A 13,581-nucleotide genomic window follows, 5' to 3' on the forward strand; every position below is an offset into this window, starting at 1 on the left:
CCCGTCCGGGCCGGCCGACGGCGGCCGTCACCCCGGGACCGCCCGCGCGCTGCTCCATCAAAAGCGCACCCGGGCGCCGCCCTGCCGCAAGCACCCGCCAGGGGCCCCTCACTCACCCCCCGCCGCAAAATGCCCGATCAGCAGTGCCAACCGCTCCTCATGAGCCCTCTTCGGTAGGCGCCCGCTGCGCATCAGGGTCACCAGACCGTGCAGACCTGCCCAGTAGGTCTCCGTGAGGAGGGCCGTGTCCTCGCCGTCGGCGGTGATCGGCTCCACGACTGCGAGGAGTTCGCCGAAGGCCTCCTTCAGGGGGGCCGGGGCTTCCGAGGTGGCGAAGGGGAGGTCCGTGGCGAGGGTGAACATCGCGTCGTACAGGGCCGGCCGGCGCCGGGCGAAGTCGGCATAGGCCCGGCCCACCGCGGCGAGCGCCTCCCGGGTGCCCTTGGCCGCCGTACGTGCCGCACGCAGTTCGACCGCCAGATCCGCGCAGCCCTGGACCGCGACCGCCGCCATGATCGCGCCCTTGCCCTTGAAGTGGCTGTAGAGGACGGGCTGGCTGTACTCGATCTCCGCCGCGAGGCGCCGGGTCGTCACCGCGTCCCAGCCCTCCGCCTCCGCAAGGTCCCGCGCCGCCGTGACGATCAGCCGCTCGCGTTCCGCTCGTTCGCGCTCCCGGCGCTGTTGGATCGACATACCAGGAATTCTAGCAGCGCTAGCCAATCTGTCGACGCTCTGCTAGCTTCGCTCCTGTTGCTAGCAGTGCTAGAAATCGACGTAGAGGAGAAGAGACATGACTGTCACCGCCTACACGCTGGCCGTCCTGCTCGACCTGTTCTGCCTGTTCCTCGGTTACCGCTTCCTGCTCCAGCCCGGCCCCGCCGCAACCGGCTACGGCGTCCCCGCGCGCCCCGACGGCGACGCCGGCGCGTATCTCTCGATCAAGGGCCTCAGGGACGGCACGTTCGGCCTGATGGGCCTGGCCCTGCTCGTCTTCGTGGGCGCCCGTGCCGAGGCCTGGTTCATGGTCACCGTCGCGCTCGTGCCGCTGTTCGACACGCTGATAGTGCTGCGGCACGGCGGTGCGAAAGCCGTGGCGTTCGGGATCCACTTCGCCACCGCGATCGTTGTCCTGATCAGTGCCGCACTGCTCTTCGCGGTCTGACGGGACGACTTCCCGCGCAGCGAACCCCGGGACGCCCGGCGGCAAGCCGTAAACCGTTTAACGGCCACCGGGTCCGGCCCCATAGGATTGGGCCCAGTCGCACATCACACACACTCACCCCAGAGGATCGCTGCATGCCTGGCATCACGCGCGAGGAGGTCGCCCACCTCGCCCGGCTGGCGCGTCTGGAGCTGAAGCCCGAAGAACTCGACCACTTCGCAGGCCAGCTGGACGACATCATCGGCGCGGTCGCCCGCGTCAGTGAGGTCGCCGACCAAGACGTACCGCCGACCTCGCACCCGCTCCCGCTGACGAACGTCATGCGCAAGGACGAGGTCCGTCCGTCGCTCACCCCCGAGCAGGCGCTCTCCGGCGCCCCGGCCCAGAAGCAGCAGCGTTTCAAGGTGCCGCAGATCCTGGGGGAGGACTGAATCCCATGACGGACAGCAACATCATCAAGCTCACCGCCGCCGAGACGGCCGCGAAGATCGCCTCCGGCGAACTCACCGCCGTCCAGGTCACCGAGGCCCACCTCGCCCGGATCGACGCCGTCGACGAGAAGGTGCACGCCTTCCTGCACGTCGACCGCGAGGGTGCGCTGGCCCAGGCCCGTGCCGTCGACGCGAAGCGGGAGAAGGGTGAGAAGCTCGGCCCGCTGGCCGGCGTCCCGCTCGCGCTCAAGGACATCTTCACCACCGAGGGCGTCCCGACGACCGTCGGCTCGAAGATCCTCGAGGGCTGGGTCCCGCAGTACGACGCGACCGTCACGAAGCGGCTGAAGGCCGCCGACGTGGTCATCCTCGGCAAGACCAACATGGACGAGTTCGCCATGGGGTCCTCGACGGAGAACAGCGCGTTCGGCCCGACCGGCAACCCGTGGGACCTCACCCGCATCCCGGGCGGCTCCGGCGGCGGCTCCTCCGCCGCGCTGGCCGCGCACATGGCCCCGCTCGCCATCGGCACCGACACCGGCGGCTCCATCCGCCAGCCGGCCGCCGTCACCGGCACGGTCGGCGTCAAGCCCACGTACGGCGGCGTCTCCCGGTACGGCATGGTGGCGTTCTCCTCCTCCCTCGACCAGGGCGGCCCCTGTGCCCGCACGGTCCTGGACGCGGCGCTGCTGCACGAGGTGATCGCCGGACACGACCCGATGGACTCCACCTCCATCGACGCCCCGGTCCCGCCGGTCGTCGAGGCCGCGCGCAGCGGCAGCGTGGCGGGCATGCGTGTCGGTGTCGTCAAGCAGTTCCGCGGCGAGGGCTACCAGGCCGGAGTCATCCAGCGGTTCGACGAGTCGGTCGCGCTGCTGAAGGAGCTGGGCGCCGAGATCGTCGAGCTGGACTGCCCGTCCTTCGACCTCGCGCTGTCGGCGTACTACCTCATCGCCCCCTCCGAGTGCTCCTCCAACCTCGCCCGCTTCGACGGCCTGCGCTACGGCCTCAGGACCGGCGACGACGGCAGCCACTCGGCCGAGGAGGTCACCTCGCTGACCCGTGAGGCGGGCTTCGGCCCCGAGGTCAAGCGCCGCATCATGCTCGGCACGTACGCCCTGTCCAGCGGCTACTACGACGCGTACTACGGCTCCGCGCAGAAGGTCCGCACGCTCATCAAGCGTGACTTCGAGAAGGCCTTCGAGCAGGTCGACGTGATCGTGTCGCCCACGACGCCCACCACCGCCTTCCCGATCGGCGAGCGCGCCGACGACCCGATGGCGATGTACCTGGCCGACCTGTGCACCATCCCGACCAACCTGGCGGGCAACGCGGCCATGTCGCTGCCCTGCGGTCTGGCCCCGGAGGACAACCTCCCGGTCGGCCTGCAGATCATCGCCCCGGCGCTCAAGGACGACCGTCTGTACAAGGTCGGCGCCGCGGTCGAGGCCGCCTACGTGGAAAGGTGGGGGCACCCGCTCCTGGAGGAGGCTCCGTCGCTGTGACCAAGACGCTCACCAAGGCTCAGGACTTCAAGAAGTCCAAGTCCGGTATGTACGTGTCCATCGCCACCACCGCCTTCGGCGCGTTCGGTGTCGCCAAGCGGATCAAGAAGGCGCGCTCCGAGCAGGACGCGCTGCGACTGATCGACGCGACCGTGGCCGCCGTCGGCATCGTCACCGGCCTCGCCGTCCTGTACCGCGAGCTGAAGCGGCTGGGCGACGACGACGTCCTGCTGGGCTGAGAGGGAAGTTTCAGTGACCACCACGACCGACCTGGTGTCGTACGAGGACGCTCTCGCGTCGTACGACCCCGTCATGGGCCTCGAGGTCCATGTCGAACTCGGCACCAAGACGAAGATGTTCTGCGGGTGTTCGACCGAGCTGGGCGCCGAGCCCAACTCGCAGACCTGCCCGACCTGCCTCGGCCTGCCCGGCGCACTCCCGGTCGTCAACGCGACCGGCGTCGAGTCGGCGATCAAGATCGGCCTCGCGCTGAACTGCGAGATCGCCGAGTGGTGCCGTTTCGCCCGGAAGAACTACTTCTATCCGGACATGCCGAAGAACTTCCAGACCTCCCAGTACGACGAGCCGATCGCCTTCAACGGCTACCTCGACGTACAGCTGGAGGACGGCGAGACCTTCCGCGTCCAGATCGAGCGCGCCCACATGGAGGAGGACACCGGCAAGTCGCTGCACGTCGGCGGCGCGACGGGCCGTATCCACGGTGCCTCCCACTCGCTGCTCGACTACAACCGCGCCGGCATCCCGCTCATCGAGATCGTCACCAAGCCCATCGAGGGCGCGGGCGAGCGCGCCCCCGAGGTGGCGAAGGCGTACGTCCGTGAGCTGCGCGAGCTCATCCGGGCGCTCGGTGTCTCCGAGGCCCGGATGGAGATGGGCCAGATGCGCTGCGACGTGAACCTGTCGCTGCGCCCGAACGGCACCGAGAAGTTCGGCACCCGCTCCGAGACGAAGAACGTCAACTCGCTGCGGTCCGTGGAGCGTGCGGCCCGCTTCGAGATCCAGCGGCACGCGGCCGTGCTGTCGTCCGGCGGCACGATCGTCCAGGAGACCCGCCACTTCCATGAGGACACGGGGTCCACGACCTCGGGCCGGGTCAAGGAGGAGGCCGAGGACTACCGGTACTTCCCGGAGCCCGACCTCGTCCCGGTGGCGCCCTCGCGCGAGTGGGTCGAGGAGATCCGCGGCGCCCTGCCCGAGATGCCGCTGGCCCGCCGCACCCGGCTGCTCGCCGAGTGGGGCATCACGGCCACCGACATGCAGGCGATCCTGAACGCCGGTGCGCTGGAGCCGATCGTCGCCACCATCGACGCCGGCTCCGACGCCGCCTCCGCCCGCAAGTGGTGGATGGGCGAACTGGCGCGCAGCGCCAACGAGTCGGGCACCTCGCTGGACGAGCTGGCGATCACCCCGGCGCAGGTCGCCCGGGTCACCGAGCTGGTCTCCAAGGGCGACCTGAACGACAAGCTGGCCCGCCAGGTCATCGAGGGCGTCCTCGCCGGCGAGGGCACCCCGGACGAGGTCGTCGACAAGCGCGGCCTCAAGGTCGTCTCCGACGACTCGGCGCTCGGCACGGCCGTCGACGAGGCCATCGCCGGCAACCCGGGCATCGCCGACAAGATCCGCGGCGGCAAGGTGGCCGCGGCCGGCGCCCTGGTCGGCGCGGTCATGAAGGCCACCCGCGGCCAGGCCGACGCGGCCCGCGTCAAGGAGCTGATCCTCGAGAAGCTGGGCGTCAGCGAAGGCTGAGCGGCAGCACGCGGTACGGCCCCGGAGGGATGAACTCCGGGGCCGTACCGCTGTGTGCGCAGGGCTACTTGCGGCGCCCCACGACCCGTACGAAACCGAGCATGCGGCCTTCGTCCGTGCGCACCATCTCGCCGACCCGGCGGGCCATCGTGCGGTGGAGCTCGTCCGGGCTCTCCTCGGCGACCACCTCGCACCACAGCAGCCAGTCCCGCCAGCCGTCCGGCTGCCAGTCGGCGGCCTCGACCTCGACGGCCCCGCTGCGCGTCCAGTGGCGCCGCCACCAGTCGGGGGAGTGGAAGCACCAGAAGTCGGGCTCCCACCAGGGCTTGAGATGCTCAGGCGGTTCGGTGCCCGCGAGTTCCTCGCGCAGTGCCGGTACGACGACGCCGATCCGTCCGCCGGGCTTCAGCAGCCGGGTGAGCGTGGGCAGATAGAGGTCGTCGGTGCCGAAGTACTGATAGGCGTCGATACTGACGATCGCGTCGAAACCGCCCTCGGCGAAGGGCAGTTCATGGGCCTCGGCGTGCACGGGCAGCACGCGGTCGGCGAACCCCCCCTCGGCGATGCGCCGGGCGTTGTCGTCGGGCTTCACCCACAGGTCGGCCGCGGTGACCTGGGCGTGGAACTCCCGCGCGAGGAAGATCGACGTCATCGCGCGGCCGCAGCCCAGATCGAGCACCCGCGCACACGGGCGCAGGGCGTCCAGGCCCAGGGCGGGGGCCAGCCACTCCAGCAGCCACAGGGCGTTCGGGCCCATCTGGTTCTCGACGGCCCAGCGGGCGTCGTACTGGCTGCTGCGCGGGTAGTCCGGGTGGTTCACACGGTCAGTGAGAGGGTCTGGCGAGGTCCTGGAACGTGGATCGGACATCGGTGAACGGGCTCCTTGAGGTCTTCGTAGTGAAAGGCGATGCGTAGGAGCTCGGTCGGACCTTCAAACAATGCACCCGCTTCGGTTGTCGGCGAGGAGCCGGGGACGGCTGACCAGCGGAAGCTAGCACCTGCCCGGGGCGGCCCGCAGCCGGTTTCCCGGCCGGTCCCTCAGGCGGACGCGCTACCCTCGCCCGCCATGAAGGGACGCGCTGATTCCGGGATTCCGGACGAGTCCGTGGACACCGACGACGCCGAGGACACGGTCGGGGACGCGCGGCGGGCCCGCTGGGCGGCGGCCGGGACGGGAGCGCTGCTGGCCCTCGCCGGACTGGCCGCCGCCGTACTGCGGGCCTTTGGCTCCGCGCCGGCCCTCGTACCCGCCGCCTACGCCTTCGGCGCCGCCGTCTGTGCCCTGGCCGCGGTGCTCGGCTCCCGCGGACGCACCCGGCGGGCGCTGTGGCTGCTGGTCGGCGGGGTGATGGTGATGGCGCTGGGGGACCAGTTCGACTGAGGTGACAGAGTCGTCGTTACTGTCCTGTGATCTGCCTCCCACTCCTGTGAATAACCGCACGAACGGCATGAACGATCACTTCTGCCTGCAAGAGTGGTCCTCGCATTGCTCATGCGTTCTTTGCGGGCCGTTCACCCTGTGAACGACTGTTCCCGGTCAAAGATCCACACATCGTCCGGGAGTTCGTTCGTGGCAGCACTGGCCCGTTGGTGCGTTCGCAACCGCCTCCTCGCGGTTCTCCTCTGGCTCCTCGCCTTCGGCGGGGTCAGCGCGGCCGCCGCCGTCGCCGGCTCGTCGTACTCGAACGACTACGAGGCCCCCGGCACCGAATCGGGCGCCGCCACCGCACTGCTGCGGGACGGGTTCCCCGGGCTCGGCGGCGCCGGCGACACCGTCGTCTGGCACACCGCCTCCGGCACCGTACGGGCGGCGGACGTCGAGCAGACGATGACCCAGACCCTGGACAGGATCGCGGAGCTGCCCGGCGTGGCCTCCGTGAGCAGCCCGTACGACGGCCAGGGCACGGGCCGGATCAGCGCCGACGGACACACCGCGTACGCCACGGTCGCCTTCGAGGACCGCGCCGAGGACATCGCCACGTCCGAGGCCGAGGCCGTCGTCCGCACCGCCGAGTCCGCCGGGACCGACGGGCTCCAGGTCGAACTGGGCGGCAGCGCCGTCGCGCTCACCGAGTCGTCCGGCGGTCATCTCGCGGAGATCGTCGGCGTGGTCGTCGCGGCGGCCGTGCTCTTCCTCGCCTTCGGCTCACCCGCCGCCTCCGTGCTGCCCATCGCGACCGCCCTCGTCGGCGTCGGCACCGCGTACGCCGCGATCGTGCTGCTCGGGCACGCCATGACCGTCGCCGACTTCGCGCCCATGCTCGGCATGCTGATCGGCCTCGGCGTCGGCATCGACTACGCGCTCTTCATCGTCACCAGACACCGCCGCGGACTCAAACGCGGGCTGTCCGTGACCGAGGCGGCCACCCGTGCCGTGACGACCACGGGACGCGCCGTGGTCTTCGCGGGCGCCACGGTGTGCATCGCCCTGCTCGGCATGCTGATCCTCCGGCTGAGCTTCCTCAACGGCGTGGCCATCGCCGCCTGTCTGACCGTGGTCCTGACGGTCGCGGCCTCCGTGACCCTGCTCCCGGCCCTGCTGTCCTTCATCGGCCTGCGCGCCCTGAGCCGACGCGAGCGACGGCGCCTGGCGGAGCACGGGCCGCAGCCCGAACTGCCGACCGGGTTCGCCCACCGCTGGTCGGCGTTCGTGGAGCGCCACCCCAAGGTGCTCGGCGTGATCGCGCTGGCCGTCATGACCGTCCTGGCGCTGCCCACCCTCTCCCTGCACCTGGGCACCTCCGACCAGGGCAACGACCCCGAGGCGTCGACGACGAGGCAGGCCTACGACCTCCTCGCGGAGGGCTTCGGGCCCGGCGTCAACGGCCCGCTCACCCTGGTCACCCGGGTGAACGGCGCCGAGGACCGGCTCGCGCTCGACAACCTCGACGCCACCATCCGCACCACCGAGGGCGTCGCCTCGGCGACCCCGGTGACGTACGACGCCGGCGGCGACACCGCGTACTTCACGATCGTCCCGACCTCCGCGCCCCAGTCGCAGCGGACCAGCGACCTCGTCGACCGGCTGCGCACCGAGGTGCTGCCGCGCGCCGAGACCGGCACCTCACTCGATGTGCACGTCGGCGGGGTGACCGCCGGCTACGACGACTTCGCGGACGTCATCGTCGACAAGCTGCCCCTGTTCGTCGGCGTCGTCATCGGCCTCGGCTGCCTCCTGCTGCTGCTCGCCTTCCGGTCCGTCGGCATCCCCGTGAAGGCCGCCGCGATGAACGTCGCCGCGGTCGCCGCCGCCTTCGGCGTGGTGGTCACGATCTTCCAGTGGGGCTGGGGGAGCGAGCTGCTGGGCCTCGGCCGCGCCGGACCCATCGAGCCGTTCCTCCCGGTGATCATGGTGTCCGTCCTCTTCGGGCTCTCCATGGACTACCAGGTCTTCCTGGTCAGCCGGATGTACGAGGAGTGGCTGGAGACCGGTGACAACCGGCGTGCCGTCCGCGTCGGGCTCGCCGAGACCAGCCGCGTGATCAACTCCGCCGCGGTCATCATGATCTCGGTCTTCCTCGCCTTCGTCCTCAGCGGCGACCGCGTGATCGCGATGTTCGGCATCGCGCTCGCCTCCGCCGTCGCGCTCGACGCCTTCGTGCTGCGCACCCTGCTGGTGCCGGCCCTCATGCATCTGCTCGGCGGCGCCAACTGGTGGCTGTCACGGTGGCTGGACGCCCGGCTGCCCCTCATCAGCATCGAGCCGCCCGAGTGCCGCGCCGCCCATGAAAGGCTGGCCGCGGCGACGGACGCCGAGGTGGCGGACGTACTGGCGAAGGGGCAGGACGAGGATGTACGCGATATCCCTGGGTGACGATGGAGCGCAACTGCGTCCGCTCGAGCCGTGGCACGCCGAGGAGTTTCTCGCGCATCTGGAGCGCGGGCGGGAGTTCATCGGGCAGTTCATCCCGTTCGGCTCGACCGTCGTCGACGTGTCCACCGCCCGCGAGACGCTCCAGCGCTACGCCGACCTGCGCGCCGCCGACACCGCCTCCTACCACGGCATCTGGCTGGACGGAAAGCTCGTGGGCGGTGTGCTCACGCTGAACTTCGACGCAGAGAGCGGCAACTGCGAGGTCGGCTGCTGGCTGGAACCCGCCGCGACCGGCCGCGGACTGATCACCCGCGCGATGCGGGTGCTGATCGACTGGGCGGTGGAGGAACGCGGCATCCACCGCGTCGAATGGGTGGCCGCGTCCGGGAATGTGTCCAGCCTGAACGTCGCCCGTCGCCTCGGAATGACCCGGGATGGCGTACGACGCCAGGCGCACCCCTATGGTGGGGTGCGGCACGACCTCGAGGTGTGGTCGATCCTCGCCCCGGAGTGGCGCGCAACACGCGCGCGTGCCGAACACACAGATCAGTAGGGAGAGGCTCGACGGATCGCCCCGGTGATCTCTCAGAGACTTCTCAGACAGCGTCCGTACGGTGCGAGGTATGGGAACCAGCAAGACTGTTGACGAGGCCGGAACCGAGGCCACCGAAGTGAAGCCCGAGGAGGAGACGGTGGACGCCACCGCGACCGAGGCGACCGAGGCGAGCGAGAAGACCGCCGAGGACACTGCCGAGGAGACCCCCGAGGAGGCGACCGCTCAGGCCGACCTTGCCGAGTCCGACGACGCCGAGGACGTGGCGCCCTCCGGTGTCGGCCAGGGCGCGGGCGCCGTCGTCTCCGCCGCCCTCGGCATCGTCTCGCTGACCGGCAGCTGGGTGGGCACCGTCGCGTCCGCGCGCGAGTCGCTCATCGGCCAGCTGCACGCCCAGAGCTCCCAGAACGCCAGCGTCTCCAAGCTCCTCGACGAGGGCTACGGCAACGCCTGGCACGCCACCGCGCTGTGGGGCGGCGTCTTCGCCCTGCTCGCCCTGGTCATCGGCGTCGTCGTGCTGGCCCGGCCCGCGTTCGGGGCCCCGGGCAGGCCGCAGGCCGTCTGGATCAAGTCGGTCGCCTGGGGCGGTGTCGCGCTCGGCGTCATCGGCCTGCTCCTGGCCGTCCTGAAGTACACCGACGTCCTGCTCGGGCTGCCCTCCGCGGGCTGAGCCGCCGCAGGTCCTGAGGGGTCTTAGGGCATCCGTGAGCACCTTACGGACGCCCTAAGACCCCTCCTGCGTGTCTAAGGCCCCGGGCCGGGCCGAAGATGCGGAACTCTCCCGATGTGGCGCACGCCCCTTGGAGACGAAGGTTGAGGCATCGCAGAAAGCGACGCCGGACACCACATCTCACAAGGGACACACCATGTACGAGTACGAGTACTCCCAGATCCGCTCCGCCGAACTGATCCGTCAGGCCGAGCAGGAGCGCCTGGCCCGCGAGGCCCTCCGCACCCGGCGTGCCGCCCGCCGCGAGGCCGCCGCACGCTCCGCGGAGCACGAGACCCATACCCCCCGCCTGCGCCGGCTCCGGTCGAACACCCGCGCAGCGTGAGCGGGGCGCTCCGGCAGGACGGCCGCGCGGGGGACGGCCGTCCTGCACCGGAGAAGAAACGCGCGACGGGCGATCACACGACGGACGACCGCACGACACACGAGCGCACGACGCACGACCGCCCCACGGACGACAACCGCACCACCGAGGCCCTGCCCACGTCCTCACCGCACCTCCCCGCGGTGAGGACGGCGGTGCGTCCGGGGGACGCCGTCGAGGCGAAAACCGGTGCCGCACCGCCGGACCCCCGTGCCATGCTCGGGCTCGTGGAGACCAAGTCCGTCAGTCCGGTGTTCGTCGGCCGTACCGAAGAGCTGGAGGCCTTGAACGACGCGCTCGTCCGCGCCGCCGCGGGCGAGCCGCAGGCGCTGCTGATCGGCGGGGAGGCCGGGGTCGGCAAGACCCGGCTCGTCGAGGAGTTCGCCACCGCGGCCTGCCGGGACGGCGCCGTCGTCGCGCTCGGCGGCTGTGTGGAGATCGGCGCCGACGGACTGCCCTTCGCACCCTTCTCCACGGCCCTGCGCGCCCTGCGCCGCGAGATGCCGGACGACTTCGCCGCCGCGGCCGCCGGACAGGAGGAGGAGCTGACCCGCCTGCTCCCGGAGCTGGGCGAGTCCAGCGGAGGACGGCACGACGAGGAGGGCATGGCCCGCCTCTTCGAACTCACCGCCCGCCTCCTGGAGCGCGTCGCCGCCGACCGCACCGTCGTCGTCGCCCTGGAGGACCTGCACTGGGCCGACGCCTCCACCCGCCATCTGCTGGCCTATCTCTTCCGCACCCTGCGCACCGGCCGGCTCGTCGTCCTCGCCACCTACCGCGCCGACGACATCCACCGCCGCCACCCACTGCGCCCCCTCCTCGCCGAACTGGACCGGCTGCGCACCGTCCGCCGCATCGACGTGGGCCGGTTCACCCGGGACGAGGTGGGCCGCCAGCTCGCCGGCATCCTCGCCACCGAACCGGACCCCACCCAGGTCGACGCCATCTTCGAACGCTCCGACGGCAACGCCTTCTTCGTCGAGGAGCTCGCCGTCTGCGGCACCGAGGGCTGCGGCACCGGCCTCACCGACTCCCTGCGCGATCTGCTCCTGGTCCGCGTCGAGCGGCTGACCGAGAGCGCCCAGCGGGTCGCCCGGGTGGCCGCCGAAGGCGGTTCCACCGTGGAGTACCGGCTGCTCACGGCCGTCGCCGGGCTCGCCGAGGACGATCTCATCGAGGCGCTGCGGGCCGCCGTGAACGCCAACATCCTGCTGGCCACACCCGACGGCGACGGCTACCGCTTCCGGCACTCCCTGGTCCGCGAGGCCGTCAGCGACGACCTGCTGCCGGGGGAGCGCTCCCGCCTCAACCGCCGCTACGCCGAGGCGCTGGAGGCCGACCCCACGCTCGTCCCCGCCGACCAGCGCATCATGCGCCTGGCCAGCTACTGGTACCACGCCCACCACCCCGCCAAGGCCCTCCCCGCCGTCCTGGACGCCTCCGTGGAGGCCCGCTGCCGCCACGCCTACAGCGAGCAACTGCGGCTGCTGGAGCGGGCGATGGAGCTGTGGGACGCCGCCCCCGAGGACGTACGGGACACCCTGCGCCCCATCGACTACACCGAGGTCTATCCCCCCTGCGGCTGCGACCCCGCCACCACCCCCCTGCGCTATCTCGACATCCTCGCCGAGGCCGCGGTCGCGGGCCGGCTGTCCGGGGAACGCGAACGCGCCCTGAAGATCACCAAGCGTGCCCTGCATCTGCTGGAGGACGACGGCGACCCCCTGCGCGCCGCCTGGTTCTGGGTCCAGCGCTCCCGTCTGGTCCAGGCCCTGGCCCGCGGCGACGGCTGGCGGGAACTGGGCACCGCGCAGCGGCTCGTACGCGGCCTGCCGCCCTCCGAGGTGCACGCCGAGGTCCTCGACAACGTCGCCCGGTGGTCGATGCTCCACGAGCCCGGCCCCGACGCCCTCTCGGCCGCCGAGAGCGCCGTCGAGTACGCGCGCATGGTCGGCGCCCGCGAGACCGAACTCAACGCCCGCATCACCCTCGGCGCCCTCCTGGTCGACTCCGGCTCCCCCGAGCCGGGGCTCGCGGAGATGTACGAGGTCAAGCAGCAGGCCCTGACCGAAGGCGTCCCGAGCGTCGCCGGCCGCGCCTACGTCAACCTGCCCAGCGAGCTCGACGCGGTCGGCCGCACCCGCGAAGCCGTACCGATCCTCCAGGAGGGCCTCGCCTACACCCGTAAGTTCGGGCTGCTGGACTCCGAGGCCTGGGTGTGGGCCAACCTCTCGGAGGCGCTGTACTCCCTGGGCCGCTGGGACGAGGCCGCCGACGCCGCCGCGGGCGCGCTGCGCGTGGGGCTCAGCGCCAAGCCCCAGGGCGGCGGCGCGATGTGCCTCGCGCATGTCGCCCTCGGCCGCGGCGACCTCGCCGAGGCCGCCCGCCAACTGGCCGCCGCGCGCGCCCACTTGGGCACCCACGACCCCATGCCGCAGTACTCGCTGCTGCTGAGCCGCATCGCGATCGGCATCGCCGCCGCAGAGGGCCGCCTCCTCGACGCCCGCGCGGAACTGGCCGGTGTCCTCGCCACCGGGGTCCCGCCCGGCACCCAGCGCTACGGCTGGCCCATGCTGCTCGCCGCCGCCACCGCCGAGGCCGACTCCCGCGCCCTGCCGGCCGCGGCCGAGAACCGCGCGGAGGTCCTTCAGCGGCTCCGCGACGCCGCCAAGAAGACCGCCACCGACGCTCCCATCTGGCTGGCCCACGAACAGTGGGTGCGCGCCGAACTCGCCCGCGCCGAAAGCCGCGACACCGCCGACCTCTGGTCCGAGGTGGTCACCGCCTTCGAACGCCTGGAGCGCCCCTACGACCTCGCCCGGGTCCGTCTCCGCCTGGCCGAGGCCCTGCTCACGGCCGGCGGCGACGAGGAACGCGACCGCGCCGCCGAACTGCTCCGGCTCGCCCGGGCCATCACCGACCACCTCGGCGCCCGTCCGCTGGCCCACTCCGTCGCCCTGCTCGCCCAGCGCGCCCGCCTTGCGCTGAGCCCCGTCCCGCCGCGACGCAGCGCCGACCCCGCCGAGGCCCTCGGCCTCACCAGCCGGGAGTACGACGTCCTGCGCCTGGTCGCCGTCGGCCGCACCAACCGGCAGATAGCCGAGGAGCTTTTCATCTCCCCGAAGACGGCGAGCGTCCATGTCTCGAACATTTTGGGCAAGCTGGGCGTTGCAGGAAGAGGAGAGGCCGCCGCCGTGGCCCATCGCCTCGGGCTGTTTCCGACGGGGGACGGGGACCGCATGGTTGCCGGATGAG

The 13,581-nt window shown here is 71.5% G+C and carries 13 protein-coding genes; 11 read left to right on the forward strand and 2 right to left on the reverse strand.

Annotated features, from left to right (window positions below):
• Positions 1-108: 108 nt before the first annotated feature.
• Positions 109-693, reverse strand: coding sequence for a TetR/AcrR family transcriptional regulator (locus tag MQN93_RS38130; RefSeq protein WP_242713086.1), 585 nt, complete (start codon positions 691-693; stop codon positions 109-111).
• 97 nt (positions 694-790) lie between these two features.
• Here MQN93_RS38130 and MQN93_RS38135 point away from each other — a divergent pair, with 97 nt between their 5' ends.
• The 5 genes from MQN93_RS38135 to gatB all read left to right on the forward strand — a co-directional run bounded on the left by MQN93_RS38135 (position 791) and on the right by gatB (position 4,865).
• On the forward strand, positions 791-1,162 hold the full coding sequence (locus MQN93_RS38135) for a DUF4267 domain-containing protein (protein WP_242713087.1): 372 nt from the start codon (positions 791-793) through the stop codon (positions 1,160-1,162).
• Between the two features lie 134 nt (positions 1,163-1,296).
• Positions 1,297-1,593 carry an Asp-tRNA(Asn)/Glu-tRNA(Gln) amidotransferase subunit GatC gene (gene gatC / locus MQN93_RS38140; protein WP_242713088.1) on the forward strand — a complete coding sequence of 99 codons (297 nt, stop codon included), beginning with the start codon at positions 1,297-1,299 and terminating at the stop codon, positions 1,591-1,593.
• 5 nt (positions 1,594-1,598) lie between these two features.
• The gene (gene gatA, locus MQN93_RS38145) at positions 1,599-3,098 is read left to right on the forward strand and encodes an Asp-tRNA(Asn)/Glu-tRNA(Gln) amidotransferase subunit GatA (protein ID WP_016432510.1); all 1,500 of its coding nucleotides are present in this window, start codon (positions 1,599-1,601) and stop codon (positions 3,096-3,098) included.
• A gap of 47 nt (positions 3,099-3,145) precedes the next feature.
• Entirely contained in the window at positions 3,146-3,337 is a 192-nt protein-coding gene (locus tag MQN93_RS38150) for a hypothetical protein (protein ID WP_108015575.1), read from the forward strand.
• A gap of 13 nt (positions 3,338-3,350) precedes the next feature.
• Complete coding sequence (gene gatB / locus MQN93_RS38155; RefSeq protein ID WP_016432508.1) at positions 3,351-4,865, forward strand: Asp-tRNA(Asn)/Glu-tRNA(Gln) amidotransferase subunit GatB; 1,515 nt, start codon at positions 3,351-3,353, stop codon at positions 4,863-4,865.
• 64 nt (positions 4,866-4,929) lie between these two features.
• Here gatB and MQN93_RS38160 read toward each other — a convergent pair whose 3' ends face one another.
• Positions 4,930-5,733 carry an SAM-dependent methyltransferase gene (locus MQN93_RS38160; protein WP_242713089.1) on the reverse strand — a complete coding sequence of 268 codons (804 nt, stop codon included), beginning with the start codon at positions 5,731-5,733 and terminating at the stop codon, positions 4,930-4,932.
• A 198-nt stretch (positions 5,734-5,931) separates the two neighbouring features.
• Here MQN93_RS38160 and MQN93_RS38165 point away from each other — a divergent pair, with 198 nt between their 5' ends.
• From MQN93_RS38165 to MQN93_RS38190, 6 genes are all read left to right on the forward strand, one after another.
• On the forward strand, positions 5,932-6,246 hold the full coding sequence (locus tag MQN93_RS38165; protein ID WP_016432506.1) for a hypothetical protein: 315 nt from the start codon (positions 5,932-5,934) through the stop codon (positions 6,244-6,246).
• 189 nt (positions 6,247-6,435) lie between these two features.
• Complete coding sequence (locus MQN93_RS38170) at positions 6,436-8,679, forward strand: MMPL family transporter (RefSeq protein ID WP_242713090.1); 2,244 nt, start codon at positions 6,436-6,438, stop codon at positions 8,677-8,679.
• Entirely contained in the window at positions 8,657-9,232 is a 576-nt protein-coding gene (locus MQN93_RS38175) for a GNAT family N-acetyltransferase (RefSeq protein ID WP_242713091.1), read from the forward strand. Before MQN93_RS38170 ends, MQN93_RS38175 begins: the two co-directional genes overlap by 23 nt.
• Positions 9,233-9,302: 70 nt before the next feature.
• On the forward strand, positions 9,303-9,902 hold the full coding sequence (locus MQN93_RS38180; protein WP_242713092.1) for a hypothetical protein: 600 nt from the start codon (positions 9,303-9,305) through the stop codon (positions 9,900-9,902).
• A gap of 196 nt (positions 9,903-10,098) precedes the next feature.
• Positions 10,099-10,287, forward strand: a complete 189-nt coding sequence (locus MQN93_RS38185) for a hypothetical protein (RefSeq protein ID WP_016432502.1) — start codon at positions 10,099-10,101, stop codon at positions 10,285-10,287.
• Between the two features lie 254 nt (positions 10,288-10,541).
• Positions 10,542-13,580: a helix-turn-helix transcriptional regulator gene (locus MQN93_RS38190; protein WP_242713121.1), complete on the forward strand. Its 3,039-nt coding sequence runs from the start codon at positions 10,542-10,544 to the stop codon at positions 13,578-13,580.
• Position 13,581 lies beyond the last annotated feature (1 nt).

Source organism: Streptomyces spinosisporus, from assembly GCF_022698145.1.
GTDB lineage: Bacteria > Actinomycetota > Actinomycetes > Streptomycetales > Streptomycetaceae > Streptomyces > Streptomyces spinosisporus.

What these genes read in the sequence shown, in the direction of transcription:
- gatC (WP_242713088.1), top strand. Translation starts at nt 1,297, where the DNA reads ATGCCTGGCATCACGCGCGAGGAGGTCGCCCACCTCGCCCGGCTGGCG.
- MQN93_RS38130 (WP_242713086.1), bottom strand. Translation starts at nt 693, where the DNA reads ATGTCGATCCAACAGCGCCGGGAGCGCGAACGAGCGGAACGCGAGCGG.
- MQN93_RS38175 (WP_242713091.1), top strand. Translation starts at nt 8,657, where the DNA reads ATGTACGCGATATCCCTGGGTGACGATGGAGCGCAACTGCGTCCGCTC.
- MQN93_RS38185 (WP_016432502.1), top strand. Translation starts at nt 10,099, where the DNA reads ATGTACGAGTACGAGTACTCCCAGATCCGCTCCGCCGAACTGATCCGT.
- MQN93_RS38165 (WP_016432506.1), top strand. Translation starts at nt 5,932, where the DNA reads ATGAAGGGACGCGCTGATTCCGGGATTCCGGACGAGTCCGTGGACACC.
- MQN93_RS38150 (WP_108015575.1), top strand. Translation starts at nt 3,146, where the DNA reads ATGTACGTGTCCATCGCCACCACCGCCTTCGGCGCGTTCGGTGTCGCC.
- MQN93_RS38180 (WP_242713092.1), top strand. Translation starts at nt 9,303, where the DNA reads ATGGGAACCAGCAAGACTGTTGACGAGGCCGGAACCGAGGCCACCGAA.
- MQN93_RS38135 (WP_242713087.1), top strand. Translation starts at nt 791, where the DNA reads ATGACTGTCACCGCCTACACGCTGGCCGTCCTGCTCGACCTGTTCTGC.
- MQN93_RS38190 (WP_242713121.1), top strand. Translation starts at nt 10,542, where the DNA reads ATGCTCGGGCTCGTGGAGACCAAGTCCGTCAGTCCGGTGTTCGTCGGC.
- gatA (WP_016432510.1), top strand. Translation starts at nt 1,599, where the DNA reads ATGACGGACAGCAACATCATCAAGCTCACCGCCGCCGAGACGGCCGCG.
- MQN93_RS38160 (WP_242713089.1), bottom strand. Translation starts at nt 5,733, where the DNA reads ATGTCCGATCCACGTTCCAGGACCTCGCCAGACCCTCTCACTGACCGT.